The following is a 23,081-nucleotide window of genomic DNA, read 5'->3' as shown; positions in this document are numbered from 1 at the left end:
CACCAACGATGACCGCGCCGCTGCCCTTGCTCCGTGGCTCGAGCTCTACAACACTCAGCGCCGCCACACTGCGCTCGACGGCCTGCCACCGATCAGCCGGCTGTCACCAACGTGACGGCCGAGTACACCTAGCCGGTGGCACCCTGGACCCATGAGTGCAGAGCTGCCTCGGCCGGTCCGGGTCTTCACCCCGGCCGACCTGTCGCCGGGCGACCCCACGCCTGGGATGAACCGGTCCCGGGCCTTCGAGCTGCCGCTGCTCTGGGCAGGCCAGGTCGAGACCGAACCCGGTGTGGTGTCGGGCTGGCACCACCACGAACGCAACGACTCCAGCCTGTACGTCGTGCGGGGCGTGCTGCGCCTCGAGTTCGAGGGTCATGACGGCTACCTCGACGCCGGCCCCGGCGACTTCGTGCACGTTCCGGCCTGGACCGTCCACCGTGAGTCCAACCCGACCCGCGCGACGTCCCTGGCGGTGATCGCGCGGGTCGGCGGCGGGATCCCCACGGTCAATGTCGAGGGTCTGGCGGGTCGCTGACCCGCCCGCCGAGATCTTGCTCGTGGGTCAGCAGCCGTGGGCCACGTCGACGAAGTTGTTCAGATAGGTGAAGTAGCCCTGCTCGGCCCGCGACGGGCTCTCCCGGGCGAACCAGGAGAAGTGCACCTCGTCCTCGGGGTGGTAGGTGATCTCGTTGGGCATCGGCACCTTGAACCCGTAGCCGACGACGGGGTCGCCGGTCTCCAGGTCGGTCGTGCACCCGTACTGCGGAGCGGTCGGTGCCAGCCAGGGGTCGACCTCCTTGTTGACGAACGGGTCGTCGTACCACTCCTGCACCTCGTGCGAGAGCCCGTGGATGTCCGCGATGTAGGACTCGGTGTCGCCCGCGTTGGCGCCGAACACGCCCTGCACGCTGTAGGAGGCGAACCTGTAGGTGTTGACCTGAGCCTTGCCGTTTCCGTTGTAGGACGACATCGCGCCGTGGTAGCCGAGCACGCAGCAGTTGTCGGTCGTGCCCTGGTAGAGGAACGTGTTGTCGACCAGGAAGATCGGCAGCACGGTGGGGCTGATGCCCTGCGACTTGATCAGGTTCTGCAGCTTCGAGCTGAACCAGGAGTAGCTCATCAGGCCGATCGTCGCGCCCGCTGCGGCTGCCGACCACGGTCAGGCCCTGGTTCTTGGGTACGTCGATCGTGACGGCCGGCGCCACCGTGGGCTGGCCGAGGCGGACGTGCCAGCCGGAGGAGGACTTGCCGAACTGGGCACGGTAGATCGCGTCGCCGAGCTGGGTGTTGTCGCTCGGCTCGTTGATCACCCGCGGGTCGGGCGCCACGCCGGGTGGGGTGTCGGGCGGCTGCGGGGGTGCGCTGGCGCTGCCCGGGGCGTCGGCCGCGGCACCGATGTCGGCGTTCTGGAAGACCGGCGACCCGACGGTCTGGCTGACCCGGTCGCTGCCGTTGAGGTGCACACCGGTCGCCTGGAAGTTGAAGTTCAGCGGGACGATCATTCGTCGGGACCGTCGTGGTGACGTCTCCCTTCGCGGGATTCGTCCCGACCATCGTGTAGTGGTAGGTCCGGCCGTTCGTCGGGTCGGTGAACGACGACGTCCAGCTCGGGATCGTGCGGGCGTTGCCCGACACGACTCCGCTGGCGGACGGCTGGTCCTCGACGAGTAGCTAGCGGCCCGCCTCGCTGGTCGTGCCTCCCCATGCGGCCCGTGCACCGGAGTCGCCGACGCGGAAGACCTGGACGCCGGCGGCGAGAGAGGCGACCACGGCGAGTGCGACGACCCCGTTGACCACGGCCCGCGGGACCGTCGACGCGTCCTGGGCATCGGCCGGCGTCCTGTGGGCACGCCACTCCACCCACACCAGGGCGGCGGCGAGCACGAGCAGCGGGATCGCGAACCAGATGAGCTGGTCGCCCAGCTCCGCGTGCTCACCCGGGTCGCCGACCCTCTTCTCCAGCTCCTCACCGCTGGACGTGGCGACGGGCACGAGCACCGTCGCGACCAGTGCCGCCCCGACCACCAGCGGTCCGTAGCGCAGTCGCCACCGTGGGACCGCGGAGATCGCGAGCGTCCCGAGAATGGCGAGCGGCAGCATCACGACCACCGCGTGCACCACCAGCGGGTGGATGGGGAGGCCGTTGATCGTGTCGAACATGCGTGTCTCCTCGTGAGGGTGCCGAGAACCCCGGTCGACCCGGGACCCTGGCGCACGTCGGCGCCTGTCCACACCTACGGCGAAGGCCGCCGATCGGTTCGAACCGATTTCCCGGCCGTTCGCGCGGGGAGCCCGCCGGAACCGCGGCGACGTACCGTTGCGAGCAGGCGGAAGGGGACAGCGGGGGTGTTCGACAGGATCGCGCCGACCAGCGCCGAGACCGCGGCGGCCATGCCCGGCGACGACGTGGTCCCGCACGCCGACGTCACGATGGACCGGGCCTTCACCCTCGAAGCGGCGCCCGAGCAGGTCTGGCCGTGGCTCGCGCAGCTCGGGAAGTGGCGCGCAGGCTGGTACCTGCCGAGCTCGGTGGAGCGGCTGGTCCCGCGGTCACGGCGGGGGCTGCGGCACCTCGACGAGCGCTTCCAGGAGCTGGCGGTCGGCGACGTCATCCCCGACTACGGCGGTCGTGACGCGACCTTCGAGGTGGTGCAGATCGATCCGCCTCACGCGCTCGTCTACCGGTCGGTGCGGGGCCGCATGCACGTCTCCTGGGCGATCACCCTGGAGGCCGTCGGCCCCGCGACGCGGATCCGTCTCCGGCTCCGCTTGGGCCCGGTCAAGCGCACGTGGCTGGCCGGCACCGGCGGGGAGCTGTTCGACGCACTGACGATCGCCGGTCTTGCGGCCGGCCTGGCCGAGCGCGTGCCCCCGGCTCCCCGCGTCGGCCGGTCCTAGCGGTCGGCCTGGCTGCTCGAGTCACCCCAGGCGGCCCGTGCTCCGGAGTCGCCCACGCGGAAGACCTGGACGCCGGCGGCCAGCGATGCGACGACGGACAGGGCGACGACGGCCTTCAGCAGCCCGCGCGAGCGCGCCGGCGCCTCGGTGGACCGCTCAGGACGCTTGCTGGCCCGCCACTCGAGCCAGACGAGGGCGGCGACGAAGAGCAGCAGGGGCACGGCGAACCAGATCAGCTGGTCGCCCAGCTCGGCGTGCTCGCCAGGGTCGCCCACCTTCTCCTCGAGCGACTCGCCGCTGGAGGTCGCAACCGGGATCAGCACCGTGGCGAAGAACGCCGCCGCGACCACCAGGGGACCGTAGCGCAGCCGCCACCGGGGAACGAAGGAGATCGCGAGCGTTCCTGCGATCGCCAGCGGCAGCAGCACGACGACCGCGTGCACCACCAGCGGGTGGACCGGAAGGCCGTTGAAGGTGTCGAACATGACTCTCTCCTTTCAGTACAGGGCCGAGAACCCTTGGTAGACCATGAAGGCCGGCCAGAAGACGCCCTCGACGAGCGCCCACAGGTGACCCCAGAACCCGTCGGACTGCTGCCAGAACCACACCCACGCGCCGAGCATGCCGAGGGTGTAGATGGCGCCCGACTGCACGTAGGTCGGCCCGGACCGTCTGGTTCGACCGGAGGCACGTTCCGTTCGTTCGGTGTCGGTCATCGCGCAGCTCCGCTCAGCGAGGGGGGTGCATCGGCCGCTGGCCGAGCGACCGGCGGCTCGGGTGGCCGGGGGAGCGACACGAGGAGAAGGATGATGCCGCCGACGAGCAGCACGCCGGCCGCTCCGAGCAGGGCAGCCGCACTCCAGCCGAGCACGGGAAGGGTGGCGCCGGCGGCCACGTCGGCGGAGACCCCGGGCGAGGCGTCGGCGTTCATCAGGACGATGGTCCAGTCGCCGTTCTCGGGCTTCCAGGTGAGCGTGTGGGTGCCGCTCCCGCTGATGCTGACCTGCCACAGCCCGGCCGCGGCCGGGTCGTCCGGCGGGGTCGATCCGGCTACCTCGTGGTAGACCGGCACGCCGTCGCGGATGTCCGCGAGCTCGGAGTGCCGTACGCCGGCCAGGTAGTCGGCGACGCGTGAGGTCGGCGCGATGCCGAGGAAGACCGGCGCGTCGGACCCGGACACCGTCAGCCGGATCTTTCCGACCATGGCGTCCACCGCGCTGCTGTCGTGCAGCCGGACGTCCTCGGTCACGATGGCGTAGGAGGCCGTGTCGAACCGCTGGCCCTGGCTCATCAGGAAGCCGTCCTGGTCGCGGAGCTGGTGGTCGGCGAGCAGCACCGCCCCACCGCCCAGGCCCAGGAGCAGGCCCGGCACCACGACGACGCTGCCGGCGACCGCCCCGATGATCCGCAACGCCGTCCAGCCGCCCGGCCGCGCTGGAGCGACCGCTGCCACCGGGGTGGGAGGAGCGTCGAGTCCGCCGTACGGATCCTGCTCGCCCTGGTCGAGGCGGAACGGCGGGTAGTCGTCGGTCATCAGCAGCAGGTACGCCGCGACCCGGGCTCCCCAGCGGTCCATCCCCATCACCAGGTCGAACACCGGCCGGGGATAGCTCCCGGTGAACAGCAGTGCAACCCCCGCGAACGCCACGAGCAGCCCGACGAGGCCCACGCTCCAGGGCCACGGGGTGTGGCCGGAGGCGTCGGCGACGACGCCGCTGCCGATGCCGAAGAAGAAGCCGAGCACGAGCAGGTGCGGGATGGCCAGCAGCCACGACTTCACCAGCACCAGGCCCCGGGACAGCCGCTCGGGGTAGGCCGCGTCGAGGTGTGCCGGGTAGTCCGGTACGTCGGCGAGCGTGAACGGCGGGTAGCGGTCGGTGCCGAGGGCACCGTAGGCGAAGTAGGCAACGCGCCACGTCCAGCGCAGCACGCCGACGTTGAAGTCGAAGATGGCCCGCGGGTAGCGCCCGGTCACCAGGATGGCGAACCAGGTCACCACGGTCAGCACGAAGGCCGCCGTCCACAAGAAGAGCAGCACCACAGCGTGGGGCACGACCAGCAGCCACTTGACGAGCCACAGGCCCCGGCTGAGCTTCGGGTCGAGCCTCCCGGACAGTCGCACCGGATAGGGGTCGCGCGTCGACATGGCGTCCTCCTCGATCGCTCGTTCCCAGCCTCCCGCCGACGGCCCGCTCCCGCAGCGGGAGAAGGTCACCGTGGCGAGGGCCGAACGGCCTTCGCCCCTCACGTCATGGGCTTCTCACTTGCCCAGCAGGCGGCCGAGCAGGCCGCGCCGGCCGGCGCCGGGGTGCCCGGGGCACCAGTCGGCGGTGGGCACCATCATGCGGACCGCCTCGACGTGCTGGCCGCAGCCGTCCCACGTCGTCTTGCCGCACTGCTTGCACGGCCTCGGGTAGCACATGTCGACTCCTCTTCTCTCAGGCGGGGGACTCGCCGGACTCGGCGGCGTCGGCGAACTCGCAGAACGCCTCGTAGGCGCGGGCGCCGTGGATGGTCGCGGGCCCGCCGTGCATCAGAAAGGTCACGCCGATGGCCTCTGCGGCCTCCTGGCGGCTCGCCCCGGCGCGCACCGCAGCCTGAGCGTGGGAGGCGATGCAGCCGTCGCACCCCTCCACCACGCCGATGGCGAGGGCGATCAGCTCCTTGGTCCTGCGGTCGAGGGTGCCGTCGGCGAATGCTGCCTTCGAGAGCGCGCCGAAGCCCTGGTAGACGTCGGGGATCGCCCGCCGCAGCTCACGGTGCTGGGGCGAGAGCTCGCGCAGCAGCTTCCGGCCGTGCGCGGACTCCTGGTGGTCCTGGGTGACGGTCATCGTGGTGGTCCTTTCTAGGGGTCAGCCGTGGGAGAACGTGATCGGAGGAAGGACGCGCCGCAGCCACGCCGGCGTCGCCCAGGCGGCCCGGCCGGCGAGCCGGAGCATCACCGGCAGCAGGACGAGCCGGACGAGGAAGGCGTCGAGCAGCACGGCGACGCCGAGGATGACGCCCATCTCCTTGGGCGGGAGCGGCCCGGACAGCGCGAACGTGAAGAACACCGCGACCATCACGCCGCCCGCCGCGAAGATGACCCGGCCCGAGTGGGCGAGCGCGCCGACCATCGCCTCGTGCGGGTCGCCCGACTTCTCCCAGTGCTCCTTGGCCGAGGCCAGGAGGAACACGGTGTAGTCCATCGCGATCGCGAAGATCATCGCGAAGAAGAAGACCGGTGCCCAGGCGTCGAGGAAGCCTTGGTGCTCGAAGCCGAGCAGTCCCGAGCCGTGGCCGTCCTGGAAGACCAGCCGAGCGACCCCGAACGCCGCCGCCGTGGACAGCAGGCTCGCGAGGGTGCCGAGCAGCGAGATGAGGGGTGCTTGCAGGGCGACCAGCAGGAGCAGGAAGCCGAGCACGAGGACCACTCCGATCACCAGCGGCGTGGACTTGTCCAGCTGGGCCTTCAGGTCGAGGTTCTCTACCGCCGCTCCGCCGACGAGCGCAGATCCGGGCAGGTCGGCACGCAGCCGGTCGACCGTGGTCGACAGCGCCGGGTCCGAGGGGTCGACGTTCGGCACCGCCGAGATCATGCGGAAGTCGCTGCCGTCGCCCGCCGGCATCGTCGGCAGCACAGCACCGATCCCGGGATCGCCCTCGAGCACGCGGGCGGCGTCCGGCGCGTCGTCCTTGCTGGTGACGACCTGGAGCATGCCCGGCGCACCGGGACCGAACGCGTCCTTGACCTGCTCGTAGCCCACACGGGCGCTGGCGTCCTCCGGCAGCACCTTGATCGACGGCATCGCGGTCTTCAGGCCGAGGATCGGTGCGGCCAGGGCGACGAGCACGATGAGGGAGCCCAGGCCCCACACGACCGGCCGTCGCCACAGCCGCTCGCCCCAGGCCGCGAAGGCGGGCGAGCGGTGCTCGCCGGTGTGCACCCACGGCAGTGACAGCTTGTTGATCCTGTTGTCGAGCTTGGCGAGCACGATCGGCAGCAGGGTCAGGCTGGCAGCCAGGACGAAGAGGACCGAGAGCATGATCCCGCCGGCCATCGACCGGAAGGACGGCGACGGCACCAGCATCACCGCGGAGAGCGAGACGAGGACCGTCGCGCCGGAGAGCAGCACCGCCTTGCCCGCGGTGTCCATCGTCTCGGCCACTGCCTCGCGCGCGGTCTCGTGCTGGCCCATCCGGGCGCCGCGGTAACGGACCACGATGAAGAGCGCGTAGTCGATACCGAGGGCGAGCGCGAACATCATCGCGAAGTTCATGGCCCAGATGGAGACCGGGACGACCTCGTTGATCAGCACCAGGGACCCGGCCGACGCAACCAAGCCGGCGAGGGTGAGGAGGAGCGGGAGGCCGGCGGCGACCAGGGCGCCGAACGCGAGCACCAGGATCGCCAGCGTCACCGGCCAGGAGAACATCTCCGAGGTCAGCATCGCGCTGAGGTTGGCCTCGTTGAAGTCCGACCAGAGGAGCGACGACCCGGTGGGGTTCACCTGGACCGACCCGGTCGAGAGGTCCTGGAGCGGCCCCTTGATGTCGGTGGCGACCTTCACCATCTCGTTGGTGTCGACCCCGGCCCCGGCGAGCACGATCGCCGTGCGGCCATCGGGCGAGATGCTCACACCCGGCACGGGCGCGACGACGTCGGCGAGCCTCGGCTCGGCGTCGAGCCGCGCCTCGACCTGCCGGAGCACGCTCGGCCCGTCCCCCTCGGTCAGGGGAGCGCCGGCGCTGTGGACCACGACCTGGATGGCGTGGCTGGCGTTGCCGCCGAAGTGCTCCTGGGCGAGCTCCCGGACCGCGACTGACTCCGAGCCGTCGGCCTGCCAGCCGGCGCCGGAGAGGTTCTTCTCGACGGACGGGGCGAACGCCCCCAGCCCGATCACCAGCACGACCCACACGAGGGTGACCAGGCGTCCATGGGCCGTCACCCAGAGCCCGAGCCGGCCGAGTGGACCCGGCTGGAAGCTCATCGCGCTCCCCGTACGGGTGGTGTCGGGTGTCGTCGCGGCCACGATCTGCTCCTTCGTCTCGGCGCGTCCCATATCCCCCCTGGGGGATGCGATGCGGAGAAGGTAGCATAACCCCCCGGGGGGATATGGAATCGACGACGAGGAGGGCTCTCATGCAGGAATTCACGCTGGCGACCGTGGTGGCTGCGCCGTACGAGGAGACGGTCGAGCGGACCCGGACGCTCCTCGCGGAGGCAGGCTTCGGGGTGCTGACCGAGATCGACATCGCGGCGACCCTGCGCGCCAAGCTCGGCATCGACGTCCCGCGCGAGCTGATCCTCGGTGCCTGCCGGCCGCAGCTCGCGCACCGTGCGCTGGAGGTGGACCCGCGGCTGGCGGTGCTGCTGCCGTGCAACGTCGTGGTCACCGAGATCGGCGACGCCACGACCAGGGTCGAGGTCCTCGACCCCGCGCTCATGACATCGTTCGGTGACGCGCCCGCTCTCGCCGATGTCGTCGGGGACGCGCGGGCCCGGCTGACGACGATGCTCGCCGCACTGGACGACACGAAGGAGAAGATCGATGCAGCTCGATCCTGACGAGATCAAGCCGCTGATCACGCGGCTCAAGCGCGCGCACGGGCACCTGGCGTCCGTCATCCGGATGTTGGAGGACGGCGCCGAGTGCGAGGACGCGCTCACCCAGCTGGCCGCGGTGAACAAGGCGCTGAGCAGGGGCGGCTACGCGCTGGTCGCCAACGGGCTGCAGCGCTGCCTGGCCGAGGGCGGTCCGGACAGCGTCGACGCCAAGAAGATGGAGAAGCTGTTCCTCGCCCTCGCGTGAGGACTCAGGTGTCCGGGCCGAGCCGCCAGCTCACCTCGTCGCCGGAGCGCGGGTCGTAGCTGCACTCGGTCCCGGTGCGCACCGCGGCGCGCAGGTGCCGTCCGAGGTCGGCGTCGACCGCCGCGACCCGGTCGATGGCGGTGCCGATCGCCTTGGTGGCCGCCACTCGCGCCCGCTCGCGGCTGGAGCCGGTCGCCCGCGCTCGCCCGCCGAGACCGGCTGCCGACGAGAGCTCGTCGAGCAGGGCCTGGCGTTCGGCGGTGAGCTTCTCGCTGCGGCCGTGGTCGGCCCAGTCGTCCGCCTCGGCGAGCTCGGTGTCGATGTCGGCGAGCCGGGCGCGGTAGGCCGTCGCGGCCTGGCGGTCGATCGCCGGGCCGGCATCGGGCTGCACCACGGTGCCGGTGCCGTCGCTGACCAGCTCGAGGGCGGCGATCGCCGTCCCCGGGGAGGAGAGGAGGCGGTGCAGGTAGTCCAGGCCGCGTAGCGGCCGCATCGGGTGGCCCGCGCCAGGCCCGACCAGCCAGACGCCGTCGACGGTCTGATGGAACCGGACACCGGCGGGTGCCTCGTCGGGCCGCTCGACGGCGACCGGCGGCCGCCAGCCCCGCAGCCGGTCGTGCCACCACGGGGCGCCGATCCGGCGGTACGTCGCGAGCGCCCGCTCGCGCAGCCGCTCCGCGGTCTCGGTGTCGCCGAGCACCGCGGCGGCACGCGACAAGGTGTCGTCGGTGAGGCCGTGGATGTTGACCGCGCCGGCGTTGACCACGGCACGCCCCTCGTACGGTGCGAGCAGCTCCGCCGCCGCGCGGATCGTGTCCCGGTCGTCGACGACCAGCGCCGCCTCGAGGACGCACTGCAGCGTGAGCAGCAGGTTGACGTCCTGGGGGAGCCCGGTCAGGACGCTGCCCCCGAGCTCGGCCAGGACCCGGGCGGCGCGGTCCGGTCTGCCGGCGAACGCCCACATCACGGCCGCCTCGGCAGCCACCTCCGTGATGCCTTCGGTCCGCGCGAACTCCTCGGCCCCCTCGGCCATCTCCGCCGCTGTGGCGAGGTCGCCACTGAACAGCGCGGTGTAGCCGCGCATCACCGACGCGACCATCCAGCCGTCCATGAGCCCGGCCTCCTCCGCGGCCGTGTCGGCTGCGGCGATCTGGACGGCGGCGCGGTCGGTGCGGCCGCGCAGGACGTCGTACATCCATTGCCGGGAGACGGCGAAGAAGCGTGCCCGCGGGGACTCCTCGCCCAGCACCTCGAGTGCTCGCAGCTGCCGGTGGATGCCCTGCATGTTGAGCGTCTCGCACGCCACCTGCAGCGACCACAGGTGCGCGCGGAGCCGGGCCTCCGGGTCGAGCACGTGGGCCGCGACCTCGTCGAGCCGCCCACCGAGTCGGGCCCTCACGTCGAGCTCGTCCGGACCCCAGTGCGCGGCGAGCATCGCGTCGAGGCAATCCACGAGCAGCTCCGGGTCGCCGGTGCGCTCCGCCCGCTCGAGCGCCTCGTCGGCGAACGGCACGGCGCGCGCCGCGTGACCGCCGTACACCCACACCCGCGCGAGCGCGGCCGCGATCCGGGAGCGGTCACCGTCGTCGGTCGTGCGGACCAGGACGTCGTAGAGCTCGGCCGCCACTCGTCCGGGCTCGGTGCCGAAGACGTGCTCGCCCGCGGCGGCGAGGACCGCCTGGGTCCGCTCCGCCAGCTCGTCGTCGTGCGTGCTCATCTCAGGCCTCACGGTAGGACCGGCGGGGCGGGCCCGGGTCGGATTGGGGCTGCCGGGTCAGGGCCGGATCAGACTGACCTGCGCGGCGTGCCGGGCCTGGACGGCCTCGTCCCAGTCGCCGGTGCAGTAGACGGTCACGTCCGTGAGCGCACCACCGACGACGTCGGCGCGCAGCTGCTCGCGGCAGTACCAGTCCTCGCCCTTGTCGTGCCAGCGCTCCTCGAACGCCATCACGAACCCGCGCTCGGTGTGGTCGACCCGCTCCACCCGGACCTTGCCCGGGAAGGGGTGGAAGTCGGCGCGCGACCGAGCGACGGCGTCAGCCCCGAGCACCTGCACCCGCCAGTGCGGCAGGGTCAGGTCGAGGAACATGTCCTCGGCGAAGAGGCCCGCGGCCACCTCGCCGGTCTCGAGCCAGCGGACGACGGCCGCGACGACGGCGTCGACCTCGGTACGGGTGTCGGTGGCGGTCATGCTCCCGCCCCCGCCCTGGCGAGGTTCGCCTCGATGACGGCCATCGTGTGGTCCAGGTCGACGCTGGGGCTGAACTCGACGACGCTGGTGCCCGAGGTGATCAGCGGCAGGTGCCCGGGCGGCGCGTAGTAGGCGTCGCCGGCGCGATAGGTCTCGCTGTGGTCCTTCCACCGGAAGGTCACCTCGCCGGTGGTGACGAAGCCCCAGTGCGGGCACTGGCAGCGGTCGTCGGGCAGTCCCGCGTAGAACGGCGCGGGATCCACGTCCTGGGGGAAGAGCTCGAAGGCGACGGTGTAGTCGCCGACGGGCGCGTAGCGGCCCCGGAGCTGCGGGATGTCGACGGCCACCGGGGTGGTGGCCTGGTTCGCACTGGGCATGATGTCCTCCTGCTGTCGGTGGTGCGGACACCCCTTCTGCGTGACTCTGCGTGGAACGATCGTGACGCAGGCAGTCACACCGAGGAGAGGGCCGACGTGAGCAGCAATCCGCGCCACGAGAGCGCGACGGCGAGGCAGCGCCGCGTCTGGGACAAGGCGGCGCCCGGCTACGACCGGCAGATCGCCTTCTTCGAGCGGATCTGGTTCACCGGCGGACGCGAGTGGATCGGCGAGCGCGCGCACGGCCGGGTGCTCGAGGTCGCGATCGGGACCGGACGCAACCTCGAGCACTACCGCGACGGTACGGCGATCAGCGGCCTGGAGCTGAGCCCGGAGATGCTGACCCGGGCGCGTGCCCGTGCCGAGGAGCTCGGGCTCGACGTCGACCTGTGGGAGGGAGACGCCGCGCAGCTGCCGTTCGACGACGCCTCCTTCGACACGGCGGTCTGCGCGCTCGCACTGTGCTCGATCCCGGATCCCACGGCGGCGATCGCCGAGATGCGGCGAGTGCTGGTGCCGGGCGGCACGCTGCTGCTGCTCGACCACGTCGGCAGCACGGTCAAGCCGCTCTACGGCGCGCAATGGCTGTTCGAGCAGCTGAGCCGCCGCTCGGCCGGGGAGTACTTCACGCGTCGCCAGCTCCCGGTGGTCGAGCAGGCGGGGTTCCGGGTCGTCGAGGCGGCGCGGCTCAAGGCCGGCACGATCGAGCGGCTGCGCGCCGCGAAGGTCAGCTGAGCGGGTCCGCTGAGCCGAGCCGCCAGATCGCCGTACCCCGCAGGCCGAGGCGGTCGGCCAGCTCGACGCGCAGCCGGTAGGACCGGGCGTCCGACCACCACAGCACGGTGCCGTCGGAGAGCGTCGCGGTCCACTCGCCGGCCCGCCGCCTGAACGTCGCGTCGGCGCCGTCCTGGCGCACGAGCTCGCGGGCGCGGCGAGGGCTGACCGTGCGTCCGGTGCGGTCGGTCGGCCAGGTGTAGCCGTAGCCGGCGACCCCGAGCTGCACCTTGCTCGCCGGCACCTTCGGCAGCACTGCGCGGACCGACGCCCGCTGCCACGGGAGCGGCCCGATCGGCCCGGGGCCGCTCCAGGTCGGGCCGCTGTAGTCGTAGGCCATCAGGTCGACCACGTCCACGTGCCGGGCGAGGCCGGCTAGCCGGTAGCCGTGCCGTCGGTAGCCGCGCGTGGTGCTCGAGGCGCTCACGTCGATCGACACCGACCGTTCGGCCGGCAGCGCGCGCTGCAAGGCAGTGACGAAGGCGACCAGGCCGCCGGCGTCGGTCCGCCGGACCCGCTCCAGGTCGACGTTCACCCCGTCCCACGGGCCTCGGCGGACGATCCGCGCCATCCGCGCGGCCACCTGCCTGATGCGCTGCGGGTGCGACAGCAGCCGGTGCAGCGCCCGCGGGTCGAAGTCCCCGAGCCGGTTGCTGTAGTTGGAGACCAGCACCTCGGTCGCGAGACCGTGCCGGTGGCCCGCTCGCCCGAGCCGCCGCATGTCCTTGGTCTCCGGGGAGACGCCGGCGCCGTCGCTGTGCAGGCCGATGCCCACCACGGACAGGGTGGTCAGGTCGGCGGCGTTCCGCGCCACCAGCCGATTCGCGGCAGACGGCAGGATCCACGCGGTCGCCTCGCGACCGCCGGGGCCCGCCGCCCCGGGCGCGGGCGGCGCGGGAACGAGGGCGACGGCGAGGAGGGCCCCGAGCACGGCCGGCAGCGTCCGTTTCATGACCCGATCATCTACGCACCCGTCAATCGGTGCAGGTCGAGTGACCTGCTCACGCGATAACGTGTTCCAGAACCCGCCATCCGAGGCGGGCGCCACGCCGAGGTGGCACGAACAGAGGTTGCTCCATGCGTCGTACGAGGTTGCTCGCTCCCACCGCCGCCGTCGCCCTCGCGGTCACGGCCGCCCTCTTGCCCGGTACGGCACCGGCCGCGCCCGGCCCGGCCGCCGACCGGCAGGACGATCCCTACGGCACGCTCTGGAACATCGTGCCGCCCGGCTCCCGCGGCAACATCTCGGTCAGCCAGCTCCCGGGCGTGCTGCTGGGCGGCGGCACGACGGCGATCGATGGCAAGAACGCGCCGCCCAACTATGCCGACCAGCTCGAGATGTACGACCACCTCACCACCACGCCGCCGGCCGACCTCACCCGGGCCGACCTCGACAACCTCTACAAGCGGGCGGACTTCGAGCCCGAGCAGGTCACCTCCACCGAGACTCCCAAGGACGGCGTCAAGATCGAGCGCGACCAGTTCGGCGTCCCCTACATCACCGGCAAGACCTATCCGGACACGATGTACGGCGCCGGCTACGCCGCGATCCAGGACCGGATGTTCCTGATGGACGTGCTCCGGCACACCGGAGCGGCCCGGATGGCTGAGTTCGTCGGCGACACCCCGGCCGACGTCGCGATGGACCAGGAGCAGCTCCGCACCGCGTTCTACACGCCCGAGGAGGCCGCGGCGCAGGTGCAGAAGGTCGCGAAGCGGTACGGCGCCGAGGGCCGTCGGCTGGTTCGCGGCGTCGACGGCTACATCGCCGGGATGAACGCAGCCCAGGACGCGCTCTGCCCCGGCGGGTTGCCGGTCGGGCCGGACTGCCCCGCCGAGTACACCGCCCTGCTCAAGAACCCGACGCCGTGGACGCGGGCGGACGTCGTCTACGTCGCATCCCTCGTCGGCGGCATCTTCGGCAAGGGGGGCGGCGCCGAGGCCGACAACGCGACGTACCTCCAGCTGCTGGAGCACCGGTTCGGCGACAAGATCGCGCACGGCGTCTATCGCGACCTTCGCGAGAAGCTCGACGCCGGCTCGCCCACCACCGGCTCCACCGGGGTCGCCTACGGCGGTGGCCGGGCGCTCGGCGTCGGTCGTCCGGGCGTCGCGCTGCCGGACCTGCACGGTCCTACCGCTCCCGGCACCGGCCACGTCGTCGCGCGCGCCACGCCCGGTGCGTCGCGGGCCGTGCCCGAGCCCGAGGGCCTGCCGAAGCAGGTGGTCCGCCAGCTCGGGAAGGTCCGGCTCTCCTTCCAGCACAGCGGGATGTCCAACGCCGTGCTGGTGTCCGGAGACCACTCCACGACCGGCCATCCGCTGACGGTGTTCGGTCCCCAGACCGGCTATTACAACCCGCAGCTGCTCGTGGAACAGGTGCTGAAGGGGCCGGGCGTCTATGCCCGCGGGGTGTCCTTCGCCGGGACCAACCTGGTCGTCCAGCTCGGCCGGGGCAAGGACTACGCCTGGTCGGCGACCAGCGCCTCGAACGACCTGGTCGACACCGTCGCCGAGCGGCTCTGCAACCACGACGGCTCCAAGCCGACGGTCGACTCGACGTCCTACCTGGTCGGCGGACGGTGCGTGCCGATGCGTCACGACCTGCACGTCGAGCACACGACGCCCAACGTCACCGCGCCTGGCCTGCCGAAGACCTACACCTTCGACGTGTGGCGCACCCGGCACGGCATCGTGCAGGAGCGCACGACCGTCGGCGGCAAGCCGGTCGCGCTGGTGCTGCAGCGGTCGACGTACGGCCACGAGGTGGACTCGGTGCTGGGCTTCGCCCGGTTCAACAACCCGAGCTACGTCCACGACGCGGACAGCTTCATGCACGCGGCGAGCGCCATCGACTTCACCTTCAACTGGTTCTACACCGACAGCCGCGACATCGCCTTCTACACCTCCTCGCTGCTGCCCGTGCGCGCGAAGGGGACCGCGTTCGACTTCCCACGGTGGGGCGACAAGAAGTACGACTGGAAGGGGTACGTCGGCTTCGGCGGGCACGCGCACCAGGTCGACCCGCCGAGCGGCTACCTGGTGAGCTGGAACAACCGGCAGACGCCACGCTGGTCCGCGCCCGACGACATCTGGGGCTGGGGGCCGGTGCACCGATCGCAGGCCCTGAGTAAGCGGGTCGCGAAGGCGCTCCGTGGCAACCGGCGGATCCCGATCGAGGACCTGGTGGGCGTGATGTCCGGCGCAGCGACCCAGGACAGCCGCGCGCGCTACCTGCTGCCGTCGTTGCTGAAGGTGATCGGCCACTCGAAGGAGCTCGCACCGGCGACCGACCTGCTCCGTTCCTGGCTCAGGTCGGGAGCCGCGCGCGTCGACCGCGACCGCGACGGCGCCTACGCCCACCAGGCCGCGATCGACCTCTTCGACACCTGGTACCAGCACGGCGACGACTCGCTGGCCTACGACGTGATGCGCGGCAAGCTCGGGCCGCTCGTCACCCAGGTGCCGCAGATCCTCGACGACCACCCGCGCCAGGGCGTGGGGTCGGTGTGGCTCGACGTGCCCTGGTACGGCTGGGTGCAGAAGGAGCTGCGAGCCCGGCTCGGCGAGCACGTCGCGACACCGTTCCGCTACCGCTACTGCGGCAGCGGGACGCTCGCGTCATGCCGCAAGGTGCTCCGTGCGTCTCTGGCGAAGGCCGTCGACGCGGCCCTGTCGGCGCAGGGCGTCAGCGACGTCACAGACCTCAGCTATGACAAGACCCAGGACGACATCGTGTCCCAGACGGCGGGCGTCGTCGGCGTACGACCGATCGACTGGCAGAACCGGCCGACCTTCCAGCAGGTGGTGGAGTTCCTGCGGCACCGGTGAGGCGGGTCGACCGCCCGCGCTGTCACGCCGCGGACTCGAGGCTCCTCTCGTAGGCGCCCCTACGGGCCGCGCCGTTGAGCCGGGCCCGCTTCCCGAGCGCCGCCTGGGCGGCCGCCCGGTTCTCCGGGTCCCCGGCCCACGCTCGCAGCACGGGCGCCTGCAGGGCGCGGCCGAACGAGAAACTGAGCTCCCACGGCTGGCCGCCGATCCGGTTGATCGCGTCGAGCCGGGCAGTGGCCGCTTCGTCACTCTGCCCGCCCGAGAGGAAGACGATGCCCGGCACGGCGGCCGGCACCGAACGGCGCAGGACGTCGACGGTCACCCGCGCGATGACCGCGTCGGCGACGTCCGCCCCCGACTCGGAGCCGGGGAGGACCATGTTGGGCTTGAGGAGCGTCGCCTCGAGGGCGACGCCGTGGAGGGCGAGCTGCGCGTACACCTCGCGAAGCACCCGCTCGGTGACGGTCGCGCAGGTGGCGAGGTCGTGCGTCCCGTCCATGAGCACCTCCGGCTCGACGATCGGCACCAGGCCGGCCTCCTGGGCCAGCGCCGCATACCTCGCCAGCTGGTGTGCGTCGGTGGCGAGTGCTGCGGCGCTCGGTGCGCCCGCGGCGATGCGGATCACCGCGCGCCACTTCGCGAACCGCAGGCCCAGACCGGCGTACTCCTCGAAGCGCTCGCGCAGTCCGTCGAGACCCTCCGTCCCGACCTCGCCGGGGCAGCCCGCTAGCGGCTTCGTGCCGCGGTCGACCTTGATCCCCGGGATGATCCCGCGCCGCTCGAGCAGCCGTGGGAACGCGGTCCCGTCGTCGGCGGTCTGCCGGACCGTCTCGTCGAACAGGATGACGCCGCTGACGTGCTCGCTCAGCCCCTCGGTGGTGAAGAGCAGCTCCCGGTACGCCCGGCGGAGCTCCTCGGTCGACTCGAGGCCGATCGCTGCCAGGCGCTTGGCCATGGTCGGAGTGCTCTCGTCCGCCGCGAGGATCCCCTTCCCGGGTGCGACGAGAGACTGCGCGGTGCTCGACAATGCTGCGACGTCCATCGGCTGCTCCGTCCCCTGGGTCGTGCGTCTCCGGTCCCAGCGTGCGCTCCGATCGGCTCGCCGCGGAGGGTCGAACGGCTCTCACCAAGCAGGGACTTCGGTCCTGCACCGTCGACTCCTTCGCCTCTCAGCGGGATGCGTCGGAGCGACGACGCTGGGACCGAGGAGGACGCTATGACCGAGCCAGGACCACTGCTCCGGCTGGAGAAGATCGACAAGAACTTCGGCCCGGTGCACGCACTCACGAACGTCGACCTCGACGTCCCTGCCGGGCAGGTGACCGTGCTGGCCGGTGACAACGGGGCAGGGAAGTCGGTCTTGATCAAGTGCATCGCAGGCATCCACCGGCCCGATGCCGGACGGATCATCTGGGAGGGCCGGCCCGTGGACCTGCGGAGTCCTCGCGACGCTGCCGCCCTCGGCATCGAGACCGTCTACCAGGACCTCGCGCTGTGCGACAACCTGGACATCGTCCAGAACATGTTCCTGGGCCGGGAAAGGGTCCGTCACGGGATCCTTGACGAGGAGCAGATGGAGATCGCCGCACGCGACACCCTCCGCTCGCTGGCGGTGACGACCGTGCAGTCGGTCCGGCAGCCGGTGGCCTCTCTGTCCGGAGGGCAGCGACAGTCGGTCGCGATCGCAAAATCGGTCCTCTGGAACTCCAAGCTCGTGATCATGGACGAGCCGACCGCAGCCCTCGGGGTCGCCCAGACCGAGGTCGTCCTCGAGCTGATCCGCCGATTGGCCGACCGCGGGCTGGCGGTCATCGTGATCTCCCACAACATGAACGACGTCTTCCGGGTGGCCGACCGGATCGCGGTGCTCACCCTCGGCCGGATGGTCGCAGTCCGGCCGGTAGCTGAGCTCGACCGCAAGATCGTCGTGGAGCTGATGACGAGCGGTCGCTCCGACCGGCTGGCGGAGGCTGGTGGACGATCATGACTGCGAAATGCGCGGTCACGGCGCTCGTCCCGCTGCTCGCGGTCACGATCGACGACCTGGCCCGACGCGGCCGCGGCACGCAGAGGTGATGCCGGTGACGAACGCGCCGGTTCCCCCCGCCATCACCGGTGGCCTGACCTCTGCGGAGGCGGCGGCGCGGCTCGCGCGGGACGGTGCGAACACGGTTCCGCGGGCCCGGCCGCGGACCCTCGCCGCCCGGATCGGCAGTCAGCTCGTCGACCCGATGATCCTGCTTCTCGGCGCTGCGTTCGTGGTGGTGGTCGGCGTCGGTGACGCCGCTGACGCCGCGATCATCGCGGCGGTCGTCGCCCTCAACACCGGGATCGGCGTGTTCCAGGAGTCACGCGCCGAGCAGGCCGTCGCCGCGCTGGACCGGATGGGCGCGCCGAGGGCGCGGGTGCGTCGCGACGGCGTGCTCGTCGAGCTGCGGGCGACCGACCTCGTCGTCGGCGACGAGGTCCGTCTCGAGGCGGGCGACATCGTGCCCGCGGACCTCGTCGTCGTGGAGGCGGCCGGTCTGGAGGTCGACGAGGCGTCGATGACCGGGGAGTCCGAGCCGGTGCCGCGGCACACCGGTGAGGAGCTGCTGGCCGGAACGGTGGTGACGCGCGGCCGGGCGTTCGCGTCGACGACCAGGACCGGTGCGGCCAGCGGGCTCGGCAGGATCGCGGCACTGATCGCCGCGACCGGCCTGCGCCCGACGCCGCTCCAGCGACGGCTCGCCCGCCTGTCGCGGCAGCTGGTCCTCCTGACCGCAGCGCTGGCCGGGTTGGTCCTCGTGCTCACGATGCTGCGCGGTGCCGCCTTCACCGACGCCCTCATCCTGTCCGTGAGCCTGGGCGTCGCCGCGATCCCGGAATCGCTGCCCGCCGTCGTCTCGGTGGCACTCGCGCTCGGCGCGTTCCGGATGGCCCGTCGCTCGGCGGTGGTGCGGTGGCTGCCCGCGGTGGAGACGCTCGGGTCGGTCTCCGTGCTCGCGTCCGACAAGACGGGCACGCTGACCGAGGGCCGGATGACGGTCCGCCGACTGTGGACCGACGCCGGTTCCTGCGAGATCTCCGGAGCGGCGTACGACCGGGAAGGGGCGGTGAGCGGGCCTCCCGTTGCGCTCACCTCCGCACGTCGGCTGCTGCGTGACGTCGTGCTGTGCAACGACGCCCGGCTCACCCCGGACGACAGCACCTGGCGGGTGATCGGAGAGCCGATGGAGGCCGCGCTCCTCGTGGCCGCCGCACGGTACGGAGAGGACCTGCTCGAGCTTCCCGGCACCTGGCGTCGCGTCGGCGAGACGCCCTTCGGGGCCGAGCGGCGGACGATGACGACCTGGCACGAGCGGGCCGGCGAGTCGCTGCGGGTCGTCAAGGGCGCGCCGGAGGTGGTCCTCGACGAGGTCGAGCCGGGGCCGGTGGTCGACCGGGCGCGGGCCGAGGCCCAGCGGCTCGCCGCGGACGGCTACCGCGTCCTCGCGGTCGCGGACACCGGGCCCGACGACGGCGATCGACTGGTCCTCGCCGGTCTGCTCGGCATCGTCGACCCTCCGCGCGCCGACGCGGCGGCCGTCGTCGCCAGGTGCCGTGCTGCCGGCATCCGGCCGATCCTGATCACCGGCGACCATCCCGCCACCGCGCTGGCCATCGCCCGGCGGGTGGGCATCGCCGGCCCGGACTCGGAGGTCGTGGACGGCGCCGCCGTGGCTCTCGGCGAGCACCGGCACCGCGTGGAGGCGATCGACGTCTACGCGCGCACCCATCCCGAGCAGAAGGTCGACATCGTCGACGCCTGGCAGGCACGCGGTCACGTGGTCGCGATGACCGGCGACGGCGTCAACGACGCCCCGGCCCTGCGCCGCGCCGACATCGGTGTCGCGATGGGGGACCGGGGCACCGAGGTGGCGCGACAGGCGGCGGACCTCGTCCTCGCCGACGACGACCTGACCACCGTCGTGACCGCGGTCGAGGAGGGCAGGCGGATCTACGCCAACATCCGCACCTTCTTGCGCTACGGCCTGTCGGGCGGCCTCGCGGAGGTTCTGGTCATCCTCGTCGCGCCCTTCCTCGGCATGGCCGCGCCGCTGCTGCCCGGCCAGATCCTCTGGATCAACATGCTCACCCACGGGGTCCCGGGGGTCGCCTTCGGCAGCGAGCCCCTGGACCCGGCGCTGATGCACCGCCCCTCCCCGTCGCCCGAGGAGTCCGTCCTCGGCGCCGGCCTCGGCTCCCGTGTCCTCTCCGGCGGGCTGCTGATCGCCGCCGTGAGCCTGGTCGCCGGTCTGGTCGCCAACGGCCAGGGTTGGCCGCTCGCGACGACGGTGTTCGTCACCCTCGGGCTCGCGCAGCTCGGTCTGGCTCTCGCGTTGCGGGCCCCCCGGACCGGGGTGCACCTCGCCGAGCGGGCGCTCGAGCTGGCGGTGCTGGCATCGGTCGTCCTGCAGGTGCTGGCGGTCACCACGGCGCCGCTTCGGGAGCTGCTGGGCACCGAGCCTCTCGGTCTCGGGACGTGGGGCGTCGCGCTGGCGCTGGCCACGATCCCCGCCCTGGCCGTCGCAGCGGCCCGCCGACTCGGGCGCTAGGCGTCAGATCTCCTCGGGGACCATCTGGATGGCGCCCGAGGGGCACTCGGCGACGCAGAGGCCGCAGCCCTTGCAGTAGTCCAGGTCGATCACGTAGACCGGTTTGCCGGGCTGGTCCAGCTTGATCACCGCGTTGTCGGGACACACGCCGTAGCAGTTGTCGCAGCCGAAGCAGTTGCCGCACGACATGCACCGTCGCGCCTCCATCAGCGCGGTCTCCTCGTCGTGCCCGAGGACGACCTCGTCGAAGGTGGACGCCCGCCGGACGGAGTCGAGACGGGGCCGGTGGCTGCGCGGCGCCTCGGTGTAGTACCAGGTGTTGAGGCTGTCGAAGGTCGCCAGGAGCGGGCGGTCGGCTGGCGCGGGAGCGGCGGCGGAGAGCCAGCCATGGATCTGCCGGGCTGCCCGCTTGCCGTGCCCCACCGCCGTGGTGACCGAACGCTCGAAGGGGACCATGTCGCCGCCTGCGAACACACCCGCGCAGCCGGTCATCAGGTCGGGCCCGACGGTCACGACGCCGTGGTCGACGACCACGCCGGGAACCCCGTCGAGCAGGGACAGGTCGCAGTCCTGGCCGAGAGCGAGCACCAAGGAGTCCGCCTCCAGCTCCTCGACCTCGCCGGTCGGCTGGGGGAACCCGGTGTCGTCGAGCTCCATCCGCTCCACGAGGAGCTTCCCGGCGTCGGCCTCCCGGACGGTGGTGAGCCACCGGAACCGCACACCCTCCTCCTCGGCCTCGACCACCTCGGACTCGTGGGCAGGCATCCGGTCGCGGGTCCGCCGGTAGACCACGACCGCGTCGCTGGCACCGAGCCGCCGCGCGGACCGCGCGGCGTCCACCGCGGTGTTGCCGCCGCCGTAGACGGCGACCCGGCGCCCGAGCAGCGGTCGGTCGTCGTTCTCGATGTCCCGCAGCACGCCGAGCGCGTCGACGACGTGGGCCGCGGAGCCGGCCGGGACGTACGCGCGTTTCGCCACCGCGGCGCCCACGGCGAGGAACACCGCGTCGTACCCGGCCCGGGCCTCCTCCAGGTCGGTGACGCGGCAGCCCAGCTCCAGGTCGACCCCGAGGTCCAGGATCCTCTGGATCTCGGCATCGAGCACGTCGCGGGGAAGCCGGTAGGTCGGGATGCCGAACCGCATCATGCCGCCCGCCGCGGACTCCGCGTCCTTGACCGTCACCGAGTGACCGAGGCGCGCGAGGTGGTACGCCGCCGACAGGCCGGCCGGGCCGGCGCCGACGACGAGGACCCTCCTGCCCGTGGGCGGACCGTCCTTCGGCACGACCCATCCCTGCTTGATCGCCTCGTCGCCGAGGAAGCGCTCGACCGAGTTGATCCCGACGGCCTCGTCGAGCTGTCCGCGGTTGCACGCCGTCTCGCACGGGTGGTAGCAGACCCGGCCCATGATCGCGGGGAACGGGTTCTCCTCCATGATCCTCAGCCAGGCGCGCTCGTAGCCGGCGCCGCCCTCCTCGGCCTCGTAGAGCCAGGCCTGGATGTTCTCGCCGGCGGGACACCCGTCGTTGCACGGCGGCATCCGGTTCGTGTAGACCGCCCGCTCGGTCCGCCACGAGCCGGTCAGGTTGTGGAGGCTCGAGCCGACGTCGAGCGTGATCGCGAAGGGCTTCTCCATCAGTCCTGGCCTTCCGTGAGCAGCCCGAAGCGGGCGATGTTGCGGTCGGCGCGCGCCTGCAGACGGGCCACGACGTCGGGTCGTCCCGGGTCGCCGAAGAGGTGGGCGTAGCGACCCTGCGGCCGGAGGTAGTCCTCGACCGGGACCTGGCGGCGGATGGGGGAGACGTCCGTGACCGCACCGTCGTGGGCCTCGAACACGGGGAACAGCCCGCACTCCTTCGCCAGGCGGGCGAGCCTGATGGTGTCCTCGGACGCGGCCGCCCACCCGAGCGGGCAGGGCACGAGCACGTGCAGGTACCGCGCGCCGTGCATGCCCATCGCCCGCTCGACCTTGTCCTCCAGGTCGTGCAGGTCGGCCACGGTCGCGGTCGCGACGTAGGGGATCTCGTGGGCCATCGCGATGAGCGGCACGAACTTCCCCTGGCCGAACGCGTTGCCCGGCTCGGGGCCGAGGGCCTTGGTGTTGGCGGTGCGTGCTGCGGGTGGGGTCGCGCCCGAGCGCTGGACGCCGGTGTTCATGTAGCCCTCGTTGTCGTAGCAGACGAAGAGCACGTCGTCGTTGCGCTCGAACATCCCCGACAGCGCGCCGAAGCCGATGTCGACGGTGCCGCCGTCCCCGGCCTGCCTGACCACCCGGACGTCGTCCCGGCCCTGGGCGCGCAGCGCGGCGGCGACGCCGGCGGCGACCGCGGGCCCGTTGCCGAAGAGCGAGTGCAGCCACGGGAGCTGCCACGAGGTCTCGGGGTACGGCGTCGAGAAGACCTCCAGGCAGCCGGTGGAGTTTACCGCGACCATCCGCCCCCCGGACGCGCGCATGGCGGCGTCGAGCACGTAGCGGGCGCCCAGGGCCTCGCCGCACCCCCGGCAGGCGCGGTGGCCCGACGTCAGGGTGTTCGAGCGGCCCACGCGGGCCTGCACGGTGCGTTGCTCTGGATCGAGCAGACGGTTGCCGACCGCGAAGGTCCCGGTCTGGTAGAGCTTGAGCTGCTGGTGGGGCATGG

24 protein-coding genes are annotated in these 23,081 nt (G+C 72.1%); 9 read left to right on the top strand and 15 right to left on the bottom strand.

The window, feature by feature from the left end:
- A partial coding sequence (locus ABD709_RS14530; RefSeq protein WP_344774904.1) for an integrase core domain-containing protein occupies nt 1-115 on the top strand: 115 nt, incomplete at its 5' end.
- Nucleotides 116-151: 36 nt separating this feature from the next.
- The gene (locus tag ABD709_RS14525; RefSeq protein WP_344776628.1) at nt 152-538 is read left to right on the top strand and encodes a cupin domain-containing protein; all 387 of its coding nucleotides are present in this window, start codon (nt 152-154) and stop codon (nt 536-538) included.
- A gap of 27 nt (nt 539-565) precedes the next feature.
- Here ABD709_RS14525 and ABD709_RS14520 read toward each other — a convergent pair whose 3' ends face one another.
- The gene (locus ABD709_RS14520) at nt 566-1,123 is read right to left on the bottom strand and encodes a hypothetical protein (protein WP_344776626.1); all 558 of its coding nucleotides are present in this window, start codon (nt 1,121-1,123) and stop codon (nt 566-568) included.
- 551 nt (nt 1,124-1,674) lie between these two features.
- Nucleotides 1,675-2,163, bottom strand: coding sequence for a DUF2231 domain-containing protein (locus tag ABD709_RS14515; RefSeq protein ID WP_344776624.1), 489 nt, complete (start codon nt 2,161-2,163; stop codon nt 1,675-1,677).
- A gap of 186 nt (nt 2,164-2,349) precedes the next feature.
- On the opposite strand from ABD709_RS14515, the gene ABD709_RS14510 reads away from it, so the two are divergent.
- Entirely contained in the window at nt 2,350-2,901 is a 552-nt protein-coding gene (locus ABD709_RS14510) for an SRPBCC family protein (protein ID WP_344776621.1), read from the top strand.
- Here the strand turns inward: ABD709_RS14510 and ABD709_RS14505 are convergent.
- The 6 genes from ABD709_RS14505 to ABD709_RS14480 form a co-directional block, all read right to left on the bottom strand.
- On the bottom strand, nt 2,898-3,386 hold the full coding sequence (locus tag ABD709_RS14505; protein ID WP_344776619.1) for a DUF2231 domain-containing protein: 489 nt from the start codon (nt 3,384-3,386) through the stop codon (nt 2,898-2,900). The genes ABD709_RS14510 and ABD709_RS14505 overlap by 4 nt on opposite strands.
- A 12-nt stretch (nt 3,387-3,398) precedes the next feature.
- A complete protein-coding gene (locus ABD709_RS14500) occupies nt 3,399-3,554 on the bottom strand; it encodes a hypothetical protein (protein WP_344776618.1) in 156 nt (51 codons plus the stop codon).
- Nucleotides 3,555-3,613: 59 nt separating this feature from the next.
- On the bottom strand, nt 3,614-5,047 hold the full coding sequence (locus ABD709_RS14495) for a DUF4389 domain-containing protein (RefSeq protein WP_344776616.1): 1,434 nt from the start codon (nt 5,045-5,047) through the stop codon (nt 3,614-3,616).
- A 114-nt stretch (nt 5,048-5,161) separates the two neighbouring features.
- A complete protein-coding gene (locus tag ABD709_RS14490; protein ID WP_344776614.1) occupies nt 5,162-5,323 on the bottom strand; it encodes a hypothetical protein in 162 nt (53 codons plus the stop codon).
- Nucleotides 5,324-5,339: 16 nt separating this feature from the next.
- On the bottom strand, nt 5,340-5,732 hold the full coding sequence (locus ABD709_RS14485) for a carboxymuconolactone decarboxylase family protein (protein ID WP_344776612.1): 393 nt from the start codon (nt 5,730-5,732) through the stop codon (nt 5,340-5,342).
- Between the two features lie 21 nt (nt 5,733-5,753).
- A complete protein-coding gene (locus ABD709_RS14480; protein WP_344776610.1) occupies nt 5,754-7,913 on the bottom strand; it encodes an MMPL family transporter in 2,160 nt (719 codons plus the stop codon).
- A 110-nt stretch (nt 7,914-8,023) separates the two neighbouring features.
- On the opposite strand from ABD709_RS14480, the gene ABD709_RS14475 reads away from it, so the two are divergent.
- Together ABD709_RS14475 and ABD709_RS14470 are read left to right on the top strand one after the other, a co-directional pair.
- Complete coding sequence (locus ABD709_RS14475; RefSeq protein WP_344776608.1) at nt 8,024-8,449, top strand: DUF302 domain-containing protein; 426 nt, start codon at nt 8,024-8,026, stop codon at nt 8,447-8,449.
- On the top strand, nt 8,433-8,693 hold the full coding sequence (locus tag ABD709_RS14470; RefSeq protein WP_344776606.1) for a metal-sensitive transcriptional regulator: 261 nt from the start codon (nt 8,433-8,435) through the stop codon (nt 8,691-8,693). Before ABD709_RS14475 ends, ABD709_RS14470 begins: the two co-directional genes overlap by 17 nt.
- A 4-nt stretch (nt 8,694-8,697) precedes the next feature.
- Here the strand turns inward: ABD709_RS14470 and ABD709_RS14465 are convergent, their stop codons facing one another.
- Genes ABD709_RS14465 through ABD709_RS14455 form a run of 3 tightly spaced genes read right to left on the bottom strand, consistent with a single transcriptional unit; the run spans nt 8,698 to nt 11,261 of the window.
- On the bottom strand, nt 8,698-10,410 hold the full coding sequence (locus ABD709_RS14465) for a hypothetical protein (protein WP_344776604.1): 1,713 nt from the start codon (nt 10,408-10,410) through the stop codon (nt 8,698-8,700).
- A gap of 57 nt (nt 10,411-10,467) precedes the next feature.
- Nucleotides 10,468-10,884, bottom strand: coding sequence for a hypothetical protein (locus ABD709_RS14460; RefSeq protein WP_344776602.1), 417 nt, complete (start codon nt 10,882-10,884; stop codon nt 10,468-10,470).
- Nucleotides 10,881-11,261, bottom strand: a complete 381-nt coding sequence (locus ABD709_RS14455; RefSeq protein WP_344776600.1) for a cupin domain-containing protein — start codon at nt 11,259-11,261, stop codon at nt 10,881-10,883. The genes ABD709_RS14460 and ABD709_RS14455 overlap by 4 nt, the downstream gene beginning before the upstream one ends.
- Before the next feature lie 96 nt (nt 11,262-11,357).
- Between ABD709_RS14455 and ABD709_RS14450 the strand changes: the two genes are divergently transcribed.
- Nucleotides 11,358-11,996: a class I SAM-dependent methyltransferase gene (locus ABD709_RS14450; protein WP_344776598.1), complete on the top strand. Its 639-nt coding sequence runs from the start codon at nt 11,358-11,360 to the stop codon at nt 11,994-11,996.
- Here ABD709_RS14450 and ABD709_RS14445 read toward each other — a convergent pair.
- Nucleotides 11,989-12,987: a glycosyl hydrolase family 18 protein gene (locus tag ABD709_RS14445; RefSeq protein WP_344776596.1), complete on the bottom strand. Its 999-nt coding sequence runs from the start codon at nt 12,985-12,987 to the stop codon at nt 11,989-11,991. The genes ABD709_RS14450 and ABD709_RS14445 overlap by 8 nt on opposite strands.
- 125 nt (nt 12,988-13,112) lie before the next feature.
- Here ABD709_RS14445 and ABD709_RS14440 point away from each other — a divergent pair, with 125 nt between their 5' ends.
- The gene (locus ABD709_RS14440; protein ID WP_344776594.1) at nt 13,113-15,866 is read left to right on the top strand and encodes a penicillin acylase family protein; all 2,754 of its coding nucleotides are present in this window, start codon (nt 13,113-13,115) and stop codon (nt 15,864-15,866) included.
- Nucleotides 15,867-15,888: 22 nt separating this feature from the next.
- Here the strand turns inward: ABD709_RS14440 and ABD709_RS14435 are convergent, their stop codons facing one another.
- Nucleotides 15,889-16,908, bottom strand: coding sequence for a class I fructose-bisphosphate aldolase (locus ABD709_RS14435; RefSeq protein ID WP_344776592.1), 1,020 nt, complete (start codon nt 16,906-16,908; stop codon nt 15,889-15,891).
- Nucleotides 16,909-17,082: 174 nt separating this feature from the next.
- On the opposite strand from ABD709_RS14435, the gene ABD709_RS14430 reads away from it, so the two are divergent.
- Both ABD709_RS14430 and ABD709_RS14425 read left to right on the top strand, forming a co-directional pair.
- Nucleotides 17,083-17,853 (top strand): ATP-binding cassette domain-containing protein, encoded by a 771-nt coding sequence (locus tag ABD709_RS14430; protein WP_344776590.1) that lies wholly within the window; start codon nt 17,083-17,085, stop codon nt 17,851-17,853.
- 94 nt (nt 17,854-17,947) lie between these two features.
- A complete protein-coding gene (locus ABD709_RS14425) occupies nt 17,948-20,443 on the top strand; it encodes a cation-translocating P-type ATPase (RefSeq protein ID WP_344776588.1) in 2,496 nt (831 codons plus the stop codon).
- 3 nt (nt 20,444-20,446) lie between these two features.
- Here the strand turns inward: ABD709_RS14425 and ABD709_RS14420 are convergent, their stop codons facing one another.
- Nucleotides 20,447-22,078, bottom strand: coding sequence for an NAD(P)-binding protein (locus ABD709_RS14420; protein ID WP_344776586.1), 1,632 nt, complete (start codon nt 22,076-22,078; stop codon nt 20,447-20,449).
- Nucleotides 22,078-23,079 (bottom strand): thiamine pyrophosphate-dependent enzyme, encoded by a 1,002-nt coding sequence (locus ABD709_RS14415; protein ID WP_344776584.1) that lies wholly within the window; start codon nt 23,077-23,079, stop codon nt 22,078-22,080. Before ABD709_RS14415 ends, ABD709_RS14420 begins: the two co-directional genes overlap by 1 nt.
- Nucleotides 23,080-23,081: the final 2 nt, after the last annotated feature.

The organism is Nocardioides panacisoli, assembly GCF_039537325.1.
Lineage (GTDB): Bacteria > Actinomycetota > Actinomycetes > Propionibacteriales > Nocardioidaceae > Nocardioides > Nocardioides panacisoli.
The sequence above is the reverse complement of the archived record's forward strand: the minus strand, read 5'-3'. Positions and strand labels throughout refer to the sequence as shown.